15 protein-coding genes are annotated in these 16609 nt (G+C 47.8%); 1 reads left to right on the plus strand and 14 read right to left on the minus strand.

Annotated features, from left to right (window positions below; genetic code table 11):
• Window position 1: 1 nt before the first annotated feature.
• From csaB to WFI24_RS16390, 6 genes are all read right to left on the minus strand, one after another.
• Window positions 2-1183, minus strand: a complete 1182-nt coding sequence (gene csaB / locus WFI24_RS16365) for a polysaccharide pyruvyl transferase CsaB (RefSeq protein ID WP_336762445.1) — start codon at window positions 1181-1183, stop codon at window positions 2-4.
• A complete protein-coding gene (locus WFI24_RS16370) occupies window positions 1159-3180 on the minus strand; it encodes a DUF5693 family protein (protein ID WP_336762446.1) in 2022 nt (673 codons plus the stop codon). Before WFI24_RS16370 ends, csaB begins: the two co-directional genes overlap by 25 nt.
• 220 nt (window positions 3181-3400) lie before the next feature.
• Window positions 3401-5122, minus strand: a complete 1722-nt coding sequence (locus WFI24_RS16375; RefSeq protein ID WP_336762448.1) for a phospho-sugar mutase — start codon at window positions 5120-5122, stop codon at window positions 3401-3403.
• Window positions 5123-5233: 111 nt separating this feature from the next.
• A complete protein-coding gene (gene fabZ / locus WFI24_RS16380) occupies window positions 5234-5665 on the minus strand; it encodes a 3-hydroxyacyl-ACP dehydratase FabZ (protein ID WP_105406857.1) in 432 nt (143 codons plus the stop codon).
• A 481-nt stretch (window positions 5666-6146) separates the two neighbouring features.
• A complete protein-coding gene (locus tag WFI24_RS16385; protein ID WP_017691949.1) occupies window positions 6147-6371 on the minus strand; it encodes a DNA-directed RNA polymerase subunit beta in 225 nt (74 codons plus the stop codon).
• A 12-nt stretch (window positions 6372-6383) separates the two neighbouring features.
• On the minus strand, window positions 6384-7223 hold the full coding sequence (locus tag WFI24_RS16390) for a flagellar hook-basal body protein (protein ID WP_336762454.1): 840 nt from the start codon (window positions 7221-7223) through the stop codon (window positions 6384-6386).
• Between the two features lie 121 nt (window positions 7224-7344).
• Here WFI24_RS16390 and WFI24_RS16395 point away from each other — a divergent pair, with 121 nt between their 5' ends.
• Window positions 7345-7557, plus strand: coding sequence for a hypothetical protein (locus WFI24_RS16395; protein ID WP_336762456.1), 213 nt, complete (start codon window positions 7345-7347; stop codon window positions 7555-7557).
• Between the two features lie 196 nt (window positions 7558-7753).
• On the opposite strand, the gene WFI24_RS16400 is transcribed toward WFI24_RS16395, so the two are convergent.
• The 8 genes from WFI24_RS16400 to WFI24_RS16435 form a co-directional block, all read right to left on the minus strand.
• Window positions 7754-8638, minus strand: a complete 885-nt coding sequence (locus WFI24_RS16400) for a flagellar hook-basal body protein (protein WP_336762457.1) — start codon at window positions 8636-8638, stop codon at window positions 7754-7756.
• A gap of 102 nt (window positions 8639-8740) precedes the next feature.
• Window positions 8741-9739, minus strand: a complete 999-nt coding sequence (locus tag WFI24_RS16405) for a rod shape-determining protein (RefSeq protein WP_145324412.1) — start codon at window positions 9737-9739, stop codon at window positions 8741-8743.
• 219 nt (window positions 9740-9958) lie between these two features.
• Window positions 9959-10246 carry a sporulation transcriptional regulator SpoIIID gene (spoIIID, locus tag WFI24_RS16410; protein ID WP_024632710.1) on the minus strand — a complete coding sequence of 96 codons (288 nt, stop codon included), beginning with the start codon at window positions 10244-10246 and terminating at the stop codon, window positions 9959-9961.
• A 170-nt stretch (window positions 10247-10416) separates the two neighbouring features.
• Window positions 10417-11157: a M23 family metallopeptidase gene (locus tag WFI24_RS16415; protein WP_145324414.1), complete on the minus strand. Its 741-nt coding sequence runs from the start codon at window positions 11155-11157 to the stop codon at window positions 10417-10419.
• 475 nt (window positions 11158-11632) lie between these two features.
• Window positions 11633-12973 carry a stage II sporulation protein D gene (spoIID, locus tag WFI24_RS16420; RefSeq protein ID WP_336762463.1) on the minus strand — a complete coding sequence of 447 codons (1341 nt, stop codon included), beginning with the start codon at window positions 12971-12973 and terminating at the stop codon, window positions 11633-11635.
• A 465-nt stretch (window positions 12974-13438) separates the two neighbouring features.
• Window positions 13439-14785 carry a UDP-N-acetylglucosamine 1-carboxyvinyltransferase gene (murA, locus tag WFI24_RS16425; RefSeq protein ID WP_186327875.1) on the minus strand — a complete coding sequence of 449 codons (1347 nt, stop codon included), beginning with the start codon at window positions 14783-14785 and terminating at the stop codon, window positions 13439-13441.
• 522 nt (window positions 14786-15307) lie between these two features.
• On the minus strand, window positions 15308-15565 hold the full coding sequence (locus tag WFI24_RS16430; protein ID WP_076332551.1) for a DUF1146 family protein: 258 nt from the start codon (window positions 15563-15565) through the stop codon (window positions 15308-15310).
• Window positions 15566-16168: 603 nt separating this feature from the next.
• Window positions 16169-16573 carry a F0F1 ATP synthase subunit epsilon gene (locus WFI24_RS16435; RefSeq protein ID WP_145324420.1) on the minus strand — a complete coding sequence of 135 codons (405 nt, stop codon included), beginning with the start codon at window positions 16571-16573 and terminating at the stop codon, window positions 16169-16171.
• Between the last annotated feature and the right edge of the window lie 36 nt (window positions 16574-16609).

Genomic DNA, 16609 nt, shown 5'->3' on the forward strand with positions numbered 1-16609 from the left:
CTCATCCTTTGCGGCCTAAATAGTTAATAATCTGCTGTGCAGGCACTCTGGCTTCCTGCTTCAGTTGGGTGATGCCTTCTTCATGTTCCTTCAACCACTGTGAACGTTGATCCAGCAGTCCAACGACAGTCTTGGCGAGTTTATCTCCATCGAGTGTATCCGTACTGCCTGCTGGTTCACTATCCAGACGAAGCAGGAATTGATCAATTTTCGGATCATACGAGATGCCTACAGGTGGAACATACTGAGATGCCGCATAGATCAGACTGTGCAGACGCATACCGATCACGAGATCACACTTGCTGACTTCCTCCAGCATAAGCTGAGGATCAGTCATATCCGGTGTGATGCTAATCTCACTGCCTTTGCTCGTGACATCACCGAGCATTTCCATAAGGAATCGTGATGCCTGTTCATCATTCGGCAAATGAAATGGTAGAAAACGCAAGTGCACGGCTCTTTTGGAGCACAACTTTTTCAATCCGGCAGCAATAGCCGTAAGCTCCTTGCGGTCTGACTCCCAGAATCGTACCGATATGCCGATCACAGGAAGCTTGGTATGTCCTCCAGATGAAGGTTCCACTTGATTAGCTTGAGTAGCAGCATCTGCTGAGACAGCACCTGCACCACTCTCCACTTTCGCTTCAGGTAATGGCAAGCCCATTACTGGGTCGGGTACGACATGGATCTGATTCCACTGTAACCCGAGCCCACGCAGGTAGTCTGCAGATTGTTCATCCCGAACGGATACATAGGTGCAGGCCTTGAAGACCGATTTGATCATTGGATTGAAAATTTTACGATTCACAGGGCCAATGCCCTGTGCATAGATAAACGTTGGTTTTTTCAACCACTGGGCCAGCTTGATTACACCCAGATAATAAGGAATGGATTTCAGTCCAGTTGCATCCTGCAGTAGACTTCCTCCACCACTAATTAATCCGTCACTCTCCTTGAGAGCTTCACGGACTTCCTTCAGTTTCATACGATGCACGGAGCGCACACCATACATGGAGGTGGTCCACTCGGGATCACCCGAGAGTACAATTGGTTCAATGGTGACGTTCGACCTTTGACTTTCCTCTTCCAGCGCTGTCAAAATCGACTTCAGCACCGCTTCGTCTCCGCTGTTGCGGAATCCGTAATACCCCGAGATGACTAACTTTTGAGAAGTGGTGACCATTTTTCCCAACATCCTTCCGCTACTTGCCACACACCCACAGCAATGATACCGAAGATTAAGCCAAGTCCCAATCCCATCACTCCACGAATGAGTGACAATACAGCCGGCGTATGGATATGCGCGAACGTATCCACCATGGACAACTGTCCAATCGCTGCAATAATGAGCACAAAGACGACTTTACGATATTTTAAAGCGGCGAACACGCCAACGATAAACAGCGGGTGTCCCAGCATAAATTCTTTGAATCTCGGCCGTACACCGAACGTATCTTCCAGCGTGGTACGTAGGAACATCTCGAACGGGGTAACCGATCCTGCATTACCTGTACGGGTTAAATAATAATAACCAACCGCGGCAGCAAATACACCTAACACAACCATTAATACATTAATCGGTGTACGCAGCAGATCCTTGACTTGCTTGATAGAGAAGGAACCCGAACCACGATAAAACACAATGTAGATCGCTACCAGTGCCATAGGTGCAAAGTGCAACAGACTGACGCCGCGGAACTGGTTAATCACCAGACTGTACGTAATACTGTTAAGCAACGCGATGACAAAAGGTACCGCCAGGAACGACAGAATTGACGTTCTTACATATAAAACTAAAGTCTGCTTCAATCGACGACCCGCAGATGCGTCGGGTTGACGCTGCTGCTGATAGTTCACTGTACGAACAGCCAGCACCATCGCTATGGTCGGCGCAGCTATCGCCACAAGCAAGGCAATTCCTTGCTCCAGCAGCGTTGGTTTCAAAAGGAACAATCCAGCACTGCCTACCAAAGCAACTACAAATGCGATCAATGTCAGTAGTGGGACAAAATATGAAACCATAAGTGCAATCATGGCAATCGCACCAACGAGAGCAACCAGCTTGGCATAACGCTGAATCGAAGAATCCTTAACTGTGAATGCTTCAGCCTGTCCAAGTTCAAATCCATGCTTTGCCATGCGTTCTACCGCATGCCCCGGTTCACCCAGGCTGTTGATCAGATTCTCAATTGGATCTGTAATCATGGCCTTGGCTGTATTCCGGCTAGGGGAAGCATTCATATAGAGCATACGAATGTTACGATCCTTGGTTGCCAGAACAAAACGGTCAGCTATGACATCGACGTCCAAGTTGGCATCGCCGTCACTAAGCGAGTACAGACGCGTAACGTTGTAATCCGTTTTATACGCAAGGGTCTGGAATCCAGACTGTGGTTTCTTCAAGTTCTCGATGGCTGCAAGACCAATATCGTGCTTGTTCAGCAACTGTGCGAACTGGTCGAGACTTTTCATCTCTTCATTATCATTGTACCCTTTCACAGCATCACCATCAAACAAGATGCGCTTCACACCATTCTCCTCGAAGAAAGTAAGCAAGCGCTCCATCGATTCTTGGCTGTAAGGCACACTGTCTGAAATCCGCGGCAAAATGTAGAAACCTTTATCACGCAGCATCTTCACGGCAACCGGATCGGGCTGCAAAGGCTGCATGTTGGCATTCTCCGGAGGAGTCTGCAATATTAAGCCGCTACGACCTTCATATTCCCATGGAACTACTGGGATCTGCCGATCAGCGAACGTCTGTTCAATAATAGGGGTATACGTCTGTGCGTTTTCCTCTGATGTAAATAACACATACGTGTAATTTGCGTTAGAAGGAATCACATCTTTGGTCAGGTTCGCGAGATCCTGGCCGTTATATACCATCAGTCGGCGTGTCTTTCTGAGCTCATCCAATGTACTTTCGAACACAGCCATCGTTGTTACGCCTGCGTCTTTTAGACGAGTCAATTGTTCATTCATGAAATCTTGCGGATGAGCCTGATAGGCGGAAATATCCAGCAGTCCTCGATAGTTGAAGACAAGCTCTACCTTTTTGGCAGAAGATTCTGTCTGCACCCGATCACTGATTACAGGGATGGACGCAACCAGACCGATAATAACGACGAGCCACAACCACTTCCGAGAAGCGTTATTCCAATAAAGCCATTTTTGACGCACTACATGTACCTCCTCAAGTGTTGGAACCAAATGCACGTTCAGCTCAAGTAATTCGTTCATTTAACATTCATACAATAATAGGATACAAACAGCTTGTGTCAACAAGCCCTCTTATATGCTAGATCCATCTACACTTTTATTTCAAAGAAAAACCCCTCCGCCAACCAACCTTACGGTGCGGAGAGGCCTTCTCATGTCCTTACTCGATGCTACATTCGTATTATTGTGCGTCTACACGCGACATCACTGTAGTTACCAGACGCTCGATCCGGCTTTCGGCATCTTCCAGGTTTTCGCCACGTACGGCGAAGTATACTTTAATCTTCGGTTCTGTTCCTGAAGGACGCAAGCAGAACCATGAACCGTCTGCCAAAATGAACTTCAGTACGTTCTCCTTCGGAAGACCGTCCAGACCAAGAGAATAATCTAGTACATCTTGTACAGCAGTTCCCGCTACTTCTTGGGGTGGATTGGAACGCCAGTCCGTCATTTTCGCCTGAATCTGAGCTACGCCGTCTTTGCCTTTCAGCGTACGGGACTCCAGCTTCTCCAGGAAGTATCCGAATTGGTTGTACAGCTCTTGCAAGACATCATAGAGCGTCTTGCCTTGACTCTTATAGTACGCAGCGGCTTCAGCAATCAGCATCGAGGCAAGGACAGCATCCTTGTCACGGGCATAGTTGCCTGAAAGGTAGCCATAGCTCTCTTCATAGCCGAACAAGAATGTATGACTGCCTGTTGCTTCGAACTGGTTCATTTTTTCACCAATATATTTGAAGCCTGTCAGGGTGTTCATCACTTCTGCACCGTAATGTTCAGCAATGACAGCACCCATCTCACTTGTTACGATCGTTTTGACAACCGCGCCGTTGCTTGGCAGTGTACCCGTCTCTTGCAGGCGGCTCAACAGGTAATGTACCATAATGGCACCAGACTGGTTACCGGACAAGACGAAATATTTTCCATCGTTGTCTTTCACAACAGCACCCATACGGTCTGCATCCGGATCAGTTCCGATCAGAATGTCAGCGCCCACGGATTCTCCCAGCTTCATTGCGAGCGTAAACGCTTCGCGTTCTTCCGGGTTAGGCGATTTCACGGTAGAGAACTCAGCATCCGGCTGTTCTTGTTCAGCCACAATGTGTACTTGCTCGAATCCGATCTGCTCCAGCACGCGACGTACAGGGATGTTGCCTGTTCCGTGCAGCGGTGTGTATACGATTTTGAAATCACGACCTATGCCGGATTGGATCAGTTCACGACTCAGGCTACGGCTTGCTACGGTGTCCACGAACGCTTGGTCTTGCTCTTCACCCAACCAGATCAGAAGGCCTTGAGCCTCTGCTTCTTCTTGCGTCAGCTTCTTCACGTCAGCAAGAGAAGGTACTTCCTGGATGTACTGAATGACTTTTTCCGCTTCATTCGGTACCAATTGACCGCCCTCATGATTGTATACTTTGTAGCCGTTATATTCCGGTGGGTTATGACTCGCTGTTACGACGATTCCGCCAGTGGCCTTCTGATGACGCACTGCAAATGACAACTCAGGAGTTGAACGCAGGGATGGGAACAGCTTGGCTACAATGCCGTTTCCAGCCAGTACAAGCGCAGCATCCAGTGTGAATTCAGGTGAGAAATGACGGGAATCATGAGCAATGACAACAGAAGGTTTGCCTTCTTGGTCACCATGCTGCTCAAGCAAATAACGCGCAAATCCTTGCGTTGCCCGACCTACGGTGTAACGGTTCATCCGGTTGCTTCCGGCACCAATGACTCCGCGCAATCCCCCTGTACCAAACTCCAGGTTTCTGTAAAAACGTTCCTCCAGCTCTTTCGGCTGATCCTGCAAGTCACGAAGCTCCTGTTTCGTTGCTTCATCAATCGAAGTATCCTCCAACCATTGCTGCAACGTCTCTGCTGCTGTTGTGCTTAACTGTTCCATTCCGATAAACCCCTTCCGTCTATATAAATTCAGGTGTGCTGAGATACTTCAGCATCTTGCATCATTCGGCCCGACTACGTTCCTGCATGATGTAAATGCTCATGTATGTAATCAGCTTGGGTCAGACAGTGCAAACATGATCTCGCCTTCAGCGACCACTTTGTCGTCCACTCGGGCGGTTGCTTTACCTTTACCAATCGAACCCTTCAGGCGTGTAATCTCCACTTCCAGAATCAACGTATCTCCGGGCACAACTTGTCCACGGAATCGGAAGTTGTCCAGTCCCGCCAAAAAGCCAATTTTGCCTTTATTAGCTTCCAGGTTCAACATAGCCGCGGCACCAACCTGAGCCAATGCTTCGGTGATCAAAACACCCGGCATTACCGGATACTCAGGGAAATGACCGATAAAGAATGGTTCATTAATCGTTACATTTTTTAAACCAACCGCACGTTTGCCATCCTCCATCTCCAAAATTCTGTCCACCAGCAGGAACGGCGGACGATGCGGGATAATTTCTTGAATCTGTTTGATATCGAGCACAGTGTAATCTCCTCTCGGGATGTTTATATGAGCATTCTTCATCATAAAGTTCTCATGTGCGCAGGTGGCCGTTGCGGTTACGGATCGTTCTTTCGATCGCTGTTGTTTCCTAATGTTTCTGAACTATTTTCAGATGGATAACATTCGGAAACAAAGGCGAGCGCTTCGCTTCTTTCGAACGATTCCGTTCCCTCCACTGACTTTAGTGCGGACATGGAAAACCTGATTATGATCAAATCGAACCTCATATAAAAGGTTTTTAATTTTAATGTTGTATGAAAAGCATTTTTCTGGTTAACACTAGTTATATCCTTCATGACTGCAGTAGTGAAGGTTAAGATAAGGGGTCTCTCTTCGCGATGACGAATGTCTTTCGCAGGGGAGGCCTCTTTTGCTATGAAACGTCATCCATCATTATACTGTTTTCAACGTCAAAAAGAAAACTCCTGCCTGCGCAGGAGTTTTCGCTGAACTCGTTACATTATGGAGCGAACACCAGATTATATACATGTTCCCATGTACTCCATTGCCATACGGAACCGATATCCTGTTTGCCCAGTACCACATATCCAGCTACCATTCCGCCAGCGAGGGCAAGAACAAGCAGGACCGGAACCAGAAACCATCTTGCGATGCGCCATCCACTCTTCTTCTTCTTGACTTCCTTCTTCTCCGGCTTACTGTTCTGCTGCTGTGTTTCTGTCATCACATTCACCTTTTACGCTCTCATATTGTTGGCAAGACCCAACATGGAATCACTCGAAGTCAGCGCTCTTGCTGCCAGCTGGTATGTCCGCTGTCCTTGCATAAGCAAAGACATCTCCTGTGTCAGATCTACATTGGATTGCTCCAGATAACCTGGACGGATCATGGCAACCGCTTGACGTGTAGCCGCGTTGGCGCCAAATACATCATCCTCAGTCAATCCCGCATCCAGACCGAATAGGTTATCCGCATACTGTACCAGTCCCTCAGGGCGTTCAATGTCTACCACTTGCAGCTGTGCTCCAATGGTTGCGTTCGCCTCATTACCACGTCGGACTAACAGGTTGCCATTTTCATCAAAAGCAACTTTGCTATTCGTCGGTGCCGTAATACGGTTGCCTAGACGATCCAGGGCAAAGTGACCTTCGCCGTTGACCATGACCATCATATCTGGTGCATTCGGAGTAGGCTTCGGTCTTGTATCCGGTACAAAATGAAATGCACCCTGACGTGTCCACATTTTCTCCCCATTTGCTTCAACCGCAAACATCGCATTTCCCTCGATGGCCAGATCTGTGGGAAGACCAGTCTCGTTTAAGGTACCTTGAGACATATCCTTCGTCACATCTGCCAAACGAGCACCAAAACCGAGGTTATATCCCATTGGTGTAGAGCGTCCATCCAGCTTGTACTTATCCGGTTGTTGTTGAACCCGGGTCAGCACGTCCTCGAAGGCCGCTTGCTTGCTCTTATAGCCTGCCGTATTCACGTTGGCAATATTATCGGAAATGACATCCAGACGCTGCTGTATCGCAGTCATGGAAACCTTGGCACTAATCATGGAATTATTCATCGGTGGTATACCCTCCCTGTGTCCTGTCCACCCTCCCAAACCCTCCCTAGTAGGGAGGGCCCCAGATGGCGCTGCCCTCTGGACTCCCGAAACAGGCGGATTAGGTAAGTGGGGTACGATCTTGCTAAGTGACGATGGTGTGTGTGCGCCGCGACTGCCCGACTATGATTCACGCCATATCTTCACACGGCTGAATCATAGTCGGGCACGCTCTTTATGCGGCGTGGTAGCTCCGCGTGGTCTCTTCCCTGCTTTGCTTCGCAAAGGACTGTCGAGACCGTCGCTGCGCTCAGGTACTGCTGCGCATTCCTCGCATAGGCTCGGATGTGTCTAGGCTCTTGTGCTCCGCGTGGTCTCTTCCTTGCTTTGCTTCGCAAAGGACTGTCGAGACCGTCGCTACGCTCAGATACTGCTGCGCATTCCTCGCATAACCTCGGATGCGTTTGGTTTGCGCTCCGCGTGAGCCTCTCTGCTTTGCTACGCAAAGAACGTTTGGCTCTCCGCTGCGCGGTTATATTTAAACGTCGGCGTTATACACGCCCGACTTCATTGACGGCTTTATCCAGACTGCGATCGTAGAATTGCACGATCTTCTGGTTTGCTTCATACGCGCGGAATGCGGCATTCATATCAACCGTTGCCTGTGAAGCATCGACATTCGAACCTTCTAGGTAACCCTGACGGATCTGCACATTATCTCCTGCAGCCATCATCCGGGCCGTTGCCCCGTTTGCATCACTGAGACTGAAGTTGCCATCACCTTGACGAACCAGCTGATTCGGTTGGTCAATGACACTGATCCCGAGTGTTACGCCTGTCGGTGCACCTGTTGCTGCATCCACAAGACGACCTTGCTCATCCACTTTAAATTGCTCTACAGAACCTGTCAACACTACAGGTTGTCCATTATTATCCAACACTTGTGAACCTGTTGAACTCAGCAATTGCCCTGTTCCTGTAATATCAAAGTGACCATCGCGTGTATATCTCGTGTTACCTTCCGCATCCTGAACTGTAAAATACGCCTGAGGCTGGTAAGTCACCGTGCCGTCGGCCCGTACAAATTTGCCTGAAGCGTCAAACGGAACAGGTTGTCCAGTCTGCGGATCATTGACCGTCATATTGGATGAGATGGAAAAATCATTTTTCTGTCCCGTCTCCATAATAGTCCCCTGCAAATTCATGGACAAACTCTCTTCCGCGAACACTCCCGTGTTCAGCTTGCCCAGCCGCTTTGTTGGAAGATTTGCATCTCCGCCTACCAAAGTAATGAGCATTTCCGGGAAGGAACGGCTTACGCTGTTCACCTGTTTGTATCCCGTGGTGTTCATATTTACGATATTCTGTGTTGCTGTGTCATGGCGGCGTTGTTGCGTAATCATTCCCGCAGTAGCGGTGTACAGACCTCTTAACATGAATTAACCCCTCTCCTCAAGCGCTTGTCCTGCATCGCAGGTTGGCTGCTTGTCCGTTCTGCTTCCCGAGCATGGCGAACCTTTGCTATTTATATCGGCAGATTAGAACTTTTTCTTAACCACCTGATCCAAATTATTAAGCATAATGCCTGTCCCCTTCACGACACAATGCATTGGATCTTCCGCAACCCATACGGGTACATGCAATTCATTGGACAAAAGCTCGTCCAGTCCTTTGAGCAATGCGCCTCCACCAGTCAACACTACACCACGGTCGATAATGTCCGCTGACAATTCCGGCGGTGTACGTTCCAATACCGACTTCGCTGCAACGATGATGGATTGCACAGAATCCCAGAGTGCTTCCTGTACTTCTTTTCCCGATACCGTTACGGTAACTGGCAGACCGGATACCATATCGCGTCCGCGAATATCCATCTCGGACTGATGTCCACCTGGTGTCACGGAACCAATCGCAATCTTGATATCCTCCGCGGTCCGTTCGCCGATCATGAGCTTGTACTTGGCTTTGATAAACTTGATAATGGCTTCGTCGAACTTGTCCCCTGCGACTTTAATAGAAGAGGCGGTGACCACGTCGCCCATAGAAAGGACTGCAACGTCAGTCGTGCCGCCGCCGATATCCACGACCATATTGCCGCTCGGCTGAAAAATATCCATTCCCGCACCGATCGCTGCCGCTTTCGGCTCTTCTTCCAGAAACACTTCTTTGGCACCGCTGCGCTCCGCCGCCTCGCGGATGGCCTTCTGCTCCACGGAAGTAATGTTCGTTGGTGCACAGATCAGAATTCGAGGGTGGCTGTACCAGCTTCTTGCACCTACACGATTAATGAAATGTCTGAGCATCGCTTCTGTAATCTCGAAGTCCGCAATAACGCCGTCGCGCAACGGTCTAATGGCAACAATGTTACCTGGAGTACGCCCCACCATACGACGCGCTTCTTCCCCAACAGCAAGGACACGCTTCGTATCTCTTTCAATGGTCACGACGGAAGGTTCATCGAGGACAACCCCACTTCCTTTCACGTGAATAAGCACGTTCGCCGTGCCAAGATCAATACCGATATCCTTGCTAAACATAAAAGAGCCCCCAAAGTGATATTATTTGGTCAGCGTATCCTGTGAAAAAGAGTCCCTTATCACGTCACCGCTCGTTCGACAAAGTGCAACATATATATGTAAAAATCGGGCTGATAAGATGTCATAATTCGATCCTGTACCAGCTTTTAACATATCATACTTCAGGGGAGGGATTCAATGCATGTGTGAGCTTTTTGGCCTACGTCTTTAAGAAGATGCTTACGATTTGGCGGAAGCCAACACCTCACGTTTCTTGCCACTCGTTTTTTTGTATTTGATTTTGGTCGCTTCACCGCCCCGCAAATGGCGGATCGACTTGTGGTACTCCAAAATGTGTTTCACCTGGTCAGCAAGATCAGGGTTGATTTCCGGCAGACGCTCCGTCAGATCCTTATGCACAGTACTCTTTGACACGCCGAATTCCTTGGCTATGGTACGGACCGTATTCCTCGTCTCAACAATGCAGCGACCAATTTTGATGGTCCGTTCCTTGATGTAATCGTGCACGCTCCCGCCTCCCTACTGTGTGGATAGTTTGGTACATTATATGAGGAGCATGCCTATATATTCGCGGTTTAGAGGTGTGACAAGCTTCGAAGGTCCCATTATTTTCTGAAAAGCACAAAAAGAGCAGAGGTTTAACCCTCTGCCCGTCATGTTGCTGCGGTAAAAATCATTTATTTTTCCGGAAGATATCCTTGCGGGTTAACCGGCTGTCCGTCTTCGTACACTTCAAAGTGAAGGTGGTTGCCAAGCGTTTTACCCAATTCATTGACGCCAGCAGATGCAATTGCATCTCCCTGTTTCACTTCGTCGTCCTGTTTCACTTTGACATCTGCCAAGCTTTGGTATACCGTCTTCAGGTTATCGCTGTGAGTGATTTCCACAACTTGACCTGTGAGCGGATTTTGCTCCACCCGTGTAACTTTACCGGCAAGTGCTGCTTTTACCTCAAACGTTTTGTTATCCCCACGCGCCAGATCGACACCAGTGTTCGGGATAAATGTATCATTGTACTGTACCATCGCCGCTTCATGTTCCTCGGTTGAAGCTTCGTTGTCATAGAAAGGTTTTACGACTGAAATTTCGGACGGTACCGCTACCGGCCATACAAAATTCTCCGACTTTGCAACAACTTCCACACTTTCCTGTTCTCCGCCTACTGCTGTTTCTTCTGTACCCGCCGTTGCGCCTGTTTCTACTACCCCGCTAGCAGGGTCCGAGTTCAGCGTTTTGTCGCCTGTGCCCTGATAGACCCACACTAAGGTTAGTATAATGCCTGCTGCTGCGATGTAGGCTGCCGGGAAGACCCAGCGTTTGGACATTGCTCTTTTCCATGAAGAGGGCTGGCTAGCCGGTACTCCTTGAGTTGTTTTAGGAGTTTCTTCTTGGATTGTTTTTTTGTTTTGTTCATTCATCTTAATCACCTCAGTAACAAGTGTTACCGGGTGCAACTCTTTTATACACGTGCGACTCTAATTATTTTCACAGAGGTTTCAGAGAGTGCTATATATGGAGTGTGTGTAGCTAGTTGGTACGCCGCTTCGGGGCCAGAAAACCTTTCGACCGCTGGTTACTACCAGATTTCTTCTATCACCTTCTTCAAAGGTGAAATCCGGTAGTAAAGGCGGCCACTTCGTTTCTACAGGTCTTTTCTGTCCCCTGCGCTACTCGTACGCTCGCACTCTCCGCATATATAGCCGAATCTCGAAAGCTCCGGAATGGGTGTTGGTAGACTGGTCTGGATTGGCTGTAGTCGCCAATCCTTCTATGAAGTGCATTTATCGGTGAGAGCGAAATGATATAGAATGTGACTGAGATACTGACCGACTAAGGCTTTCCTGACGTCCTCATGCGTCAAAGCATTTATCTATCCATCCCTGTTCATCTCTCCTACTTCGATGCCAGCATCTTGGATGCCTGTCCGAATGAGATACCTGTATAGTAATGTTTGAGAATCTGAGTCGCGGTGTGTCCCTCCTGCGCCATGCCGTTTGCTCCCCATTGGCTCATACCCACACCATGCCCATATCCGTACGTTGTAATCTGGACCTCATCTCCCACGGCCTTCCAACTGAACTGACTGGACCTTAACCCAAGCAGCTTGCGAACCTCAGGACCGTTGAATGTTTCACCTGCGATCTGCATTTCCTTAATTCGATGCCCTTTGGTTGTAGATAATACTTCCATCCACGATCCATCCTTCTGAGCAGTAACCGGAATGGCATCCAGATTCAGTTTCTGCAGAATCTCGCTACGTTTCATCTTAACGGTCTGTTTGAAGCCTGGAGCCAGACTTTTATCCCATGGACTGTCTACACTTTGCAGATATGGCACAGCGTTCCCCCACACATCTTCTGCATTCTCCGTATATCCATTGCTTGTAGAGAAAAAGGAAGCTGTGATCGCTTTGCCTTGATATGTCATGACCGCATCTCGGCTTTCGCGTACAGCCTGTTGCAGCTTCTCCCATTCCTTCGCCTTCCCCAGACGAGTCCATTCCGATTTCACCTGATCTGGCGGGATAAACACCTGATGGCTGACCGTATCCGTCACATCCGCCGCACCCGATGGAACACCGCTTGTATCACTCGCAGCGAGTCTTCGTACGATAAATGTGCGCGCTGCGATCGCCTGCGCCTTTAACGCCTCCAGTCTGAATTCCGCCGGCATCTCTGCTGCCACTACCCCTGTAACATAGTCTTCCAATGGCAGATTCATCGTTGTCCCTGTTGCAGACAGGTATACGCGTACTTTGGGTTCGGGGTAGGTAACAGGGACTGCTGGCGTAGGAGCTGGGGTTCGTGTAATGTTGGCATCTGCTCGAACAGGGGTTGGCTTAACCGATTCGCTCTCCCGCGGCCATACCAGAATCACCGGGATCAGTAATGCCATCGCCAATAATGCAGATACAGCGGCAGCCGGTTGCCATTTTGTGGGGTTGCGCCCCCATCGACGTTTTCGTCCGAATGTCCGCATTCGACGACGCTTTACCCGGCGGAACCGGTCCAACTCAATAACAGGTATATGGATGTGCTCGGCTGCCTGTCGGTCTAGTTTATCTGTCGACTTCCCTTCTGGACTTGAACATTTTGCAGGCTGTGATGGGACAGCCCTCAGGTTCACTGGGGCAAGCTTGTCTTTTTCTACTCCAGTTACGATATTCTCCTCCGGCTCTTGCATACCCGGACGGGGGACAAGGGGTACCTTTACCTGTACACGAGCTTCTTTCATTCGAATATAACCCTCCGTTGTCTATGGCCGGTTAAGTGCCGGTCGTGTTGTTCAAATCCATAGTTTAGGGTATGAGCTAGCTCGATCTGATAGAACCTGATTTAAGAGAAACGGGTCCCTTTTCGTTCCGTTAACTTTCCAGCTTTCTTTTACCATGTACACCTTAAGAAGGTTGATCTGTCGCTGAATACCGGTGTTTATCTGGATATGACACCCTATATAAAGTCTGCTCTTTCATTTGGTTCAGAATCGATACAGAATACGATGTTATGATATATAAGTTAGGACCAGCTATTAATAGAATCAGGTATCAAACATCACGTTCGCATTCTTGAAAATAAACACAAAAAAAGCCAAGCCGGATGGCTTAGCTTTATCATCTTTTACAACATATGTTCCATTGCATTTCCACACAACCGTGTGCCTCAATACTACAGAACAGTATTCTTTTCGTTCAATCCAGTGTTAAGCCAAAGTTGGTTGTACCTTAAACATCGGTACTTCTTTCTCCACTTTTTCACTAGGTGCTTTGGTTGCTTCCAGCTTAGGCTCATCAACCGAGATCCGATAGATGTCAGCGCCAAGACCGTTAAGCTTCTCAGCGAGATGTACATAACCACGGTCGATGTGATGAACACCGCCCACTTCCGTTGTACCTTCAGCAACAAGACCTGCAATAATGAGTGCGGCACCCGCACGCAAATCGGTAGCCGTTACTTTGGCACCCTTCAGCTTGGCATTACCTGTGATGATGGACGAACGTCCTTCAACTTTGATCTCCGCATTCATCAATTGGAACTCATCCACATGCATGAATCGGTTTTCAAAAACAGTCTCTGTCACGACACTTGTTCCTTCAGATGCCAGCAAGAGTGCCATCATCTGAGATTGCATATCTGTCGGGAATCCTGGGTATGGTAATGTTTTCACATCCACAGCCTTAAGAGGACGATCTGCGATTACACGCACGCCATTCTCATCCGGTTGGACCGTTACACCCATCTCTTCAAGCTTCGCAATAACGGAGCCCAAGTGATCAGAGATTGCACCTTCAATGTACACGTCACCACCAGAGATTGCAGCAGCAGCCATATACGTACCAGCTTCTACCCGATCCGGAATAACCGTGTGTGTTACGCCTGTCAGTTTCTCCACACCTTCAATGCGGATTACTCCAGTACCAGCACCACGTACTATGGCGCCCATTCCATTCAGGAAGTTGGCAAGATCCACAATTTCAGGTTCTTTTGCCGCGTTCTCCAGAACAGTTACACCTTCAGCCAATGTTGCAGCCATCATAATATTTTGAGTGGCACCTACGGAAGCCACATCCAGATAAATTTTCGCGCCACGCAACCGACCTTGGCTACGAGCTTCGATATAACCTTGGCCCAAGCTGATCTCTGCGCCCATGGCTTCAAAACCTTTCAAATGCTGATCAATAGGCCGTGTACCGATGGCACATCCACCAGGAAGTGAGATTCTTGTATGACCCATTCGGGTCAACAAAGGCCCCATGACCAGGAAAGACGCCCGCATTTTACTTACCCATTCATACGGGGCTTCGCAGGAAGTAAGTTTCTCCGCATTTACGGTAATCACTTCGTCCCGGTATGTAACTCCCGCTCCCAGCGATTCCAACACCTTGTTAATCGTCATCACATCGTCTAGAGGAGGCGCGTCAATAATAACGCTTTGTCCTTCTTCCCCTAAGAGAGAGGCAGCGATGATCGGAAGAACAGAATTTTTAGCGCCGCTAACTTTGACACTTCCGGTCAACCTTTTGCCACCGCGGACGATAAATTTGCTCATCATGGTTCCCTCCGCGCTTTTATTCCCTTTTCTTCATTCCGGAATACGTAAGCCCCACTATGTGTAGAAAGGACTGTTGCTGTGTGTGGAATTTCGACATATTCTGGCATATTGCCGCAGATGTCTGTTCAGAAAAGAATTGGTTTTTATAATCCATATCAATAATACCATGTGCAGTGCATTCTGCTATTCAGCATGTAAAATTAGTGTCTTACAAGCAAGCAGAGCATCAGAACAGACAGAGTGGGATGGTTATTAGCCGGCATCAACCGGATATCCCGTTTATAACTACAAAATAAGTGAACAATTGTGAATTCCCTAACTTCCATCATAACATTTTTGAATTGTACGATACAAGCATTTTTACATAAAACATCTCAAATCCATCCAATTTTACGTCACATTTTTTTCTTAATTTCTTTGCCGACAACTCATACTCTAATTGTTAACACAATTAATCGATGTTATTCGACAATGAGCAGCTTGAAGAACCTAACAGATGATTAACCAACCATCTCAACATTAAAACAAATTCTTCAACATTTGGGTCCAAGACAAGTAGTCAATGACAAAGCCAGCAACGGCGTGCCCCAAAATGATAGCGAGCAACAAATGTAACAGTCTTCCCTGAGCACCTCGTGGCTGTCTGATGATTAAATCCAGTTTGAGGTTTTGCAAAGCCCACCAAGACAATGCTATACATAACAGGGAGACGATAATTGAGACCAAGCCATTGGTGCTTAGCGCTTGGTTCACCTGATTCGTCAGATCAGTATCCATATATTCATTACCTCCACATTTGTTGCAGCGATCAGCATATCATATGCCCAACACCCATAACTTGTTAGCATAGAATGTATTGAGGATAACATGCTGAGCGTACTGTCAGATTTACTCCTGCCATGCAGGAATCTCCTGATGCCCAAAGGGCGAGCAGCAACAATCCGGCTGTGCATGACTATGGAATCTACTACGCAGCTTCCTGCTTCTGCTGACTCTATGGAATATAGGCTCTTTCATCATACATTGTCAATTACATTGATTTCCACTTCTAAAATATTTTAATTTTAAAATGCCGGGATTTTGTGACTAAAACGACATAAAAGAGCGTTATTTCGATATCGATTCTGTCATTTCCTCGGAAATAATTTATAATCCTTCATATAAAAAATGGTTCTCATAGTGGTAAATACGCCCACTACTTTAGTCCTACATCCTATTCAAATTCTCATAAACGGTGAACAATTGATTTGAGAAACTTCTCTATAATGAAGAATCTCCTGGATGCTCAAACAAATAATTTTGCTATATTTGATAAAATAATTCTATCAAAAAAACTCAAAAAAGCCCGGCAGACTAGGCCGCCGGGCCTTTAAGAATCGTTTATTTGCCGAATACATTAATCCGGTTAACCGCTTTTTGCAGTGCGATCTCTGCACGTCGGTGATCAAAGTGGTCCTGGTTGCTTTGGCTTGCAAGCCGACGTTCTGCCCGCTCTTTCGCCGCACGCGCACGATCCACATCAATGTTTTCCGGGAATTCAGCACTCTCTGCGAGTACAACTACCTTATCTTTACGAACTTCGATAAACCCGCCACCGATAGCAACTTGTTTATTTTCTTTTCCGTTATGGATATGGATTGGTGCGATCTGCAAAGGTGTAACCATAGGAATATGACCTGGCAGAATGCCCAGTTCCCCTTCAATACCACGAGCAGTAATACTATTCACCTGTTCTGAATATACCAAACGCTCGGGTGTTACGATTTCCAACAAAAAGGTGCTCAATTCCATCCCTCCTGAAATATCCGAAGGATAGCCCGC

This window comes from Paenibacillus sp. USHLN196, assembly GCF_037144955.1.
Lineage (GTDB): Bacteria > Bacillota > Bacilli > Paenibacillales > Paenibacillaceae > Paenibacillus > Paenibacillus xylanexedens_C.

Bases quoted from the DNA above. Each gene is read 5' to 3' on its own strand.
- csaB (WP_336762445.1), bottom strand. From the start codon at position 1,183: ATGGTCACCACTTCTCAAAAGTTAGTCATCTCGGGGTATTACGGATTC.
- WFI24_RS16375 (WP_336762448.1), bottom strand. From the start codon at position 5,122: ATGGAACAGTTAAGCACAACAGCAGCAGAGACGTTGCAGCAATGGTTG.
- WFI24_RS16385 (WP_017691949.1), bottom strand. From the start codon at position 6,371: ATGACAGAAACACAGCAGCAGAACAGTAAGCCGGAGAAGAAGGAAGTC.
- WFI24_RS16390 (WP_336762454.1), bottom strand. From the start codon at position 7,223: ATGAATAATTCCATGATTAGTGCCAAGGTTTCCATGACTGCGATACAG.
- WFI24_RS16400 (WP_336762457.1), bottom strand. From the start codon at position 8,638: ATGTTAAGAGGTCTGTACACCGCTACTGCGGGAATGATTACGCAACAA.
- WFI24_RS16405 (WP_145324412.1), bottom strand. From the start codon at position 9,739: ATGTTTAGCAAGGATATCGGTATTGATCTTGGCACGGCGAACGTGCTT.
- WFI24_RS16415 (WP_145324414.1), bottom strand. From the start codon at position 11,157: ATGAATGAACAAAACAAAAAAACAATCCAAGAAGAAACTCCTAAAACA.
- spoIID (WP_336762463.1), bottom strand. From the start codon at position 12,973: ATGAAAGAAGCTCGTGTACAGGTAAAGGTACCCCTTGTCCCCCGTCCG.
- murA (WP_186327875.1), bottom strand. From the start codon at position 14,785: ATGAGCAAATTTATCGTCCGCGGTGGCAAAAGGTTGACCGGAAGTGTC.
- WFI24_RS16430 (WP_076332551.1), bottom strand. From the start codon at position 15,565: ATGGATACTGATCTGACGAATCAGGTGAACCAAGCGCTAAGCACCAAT.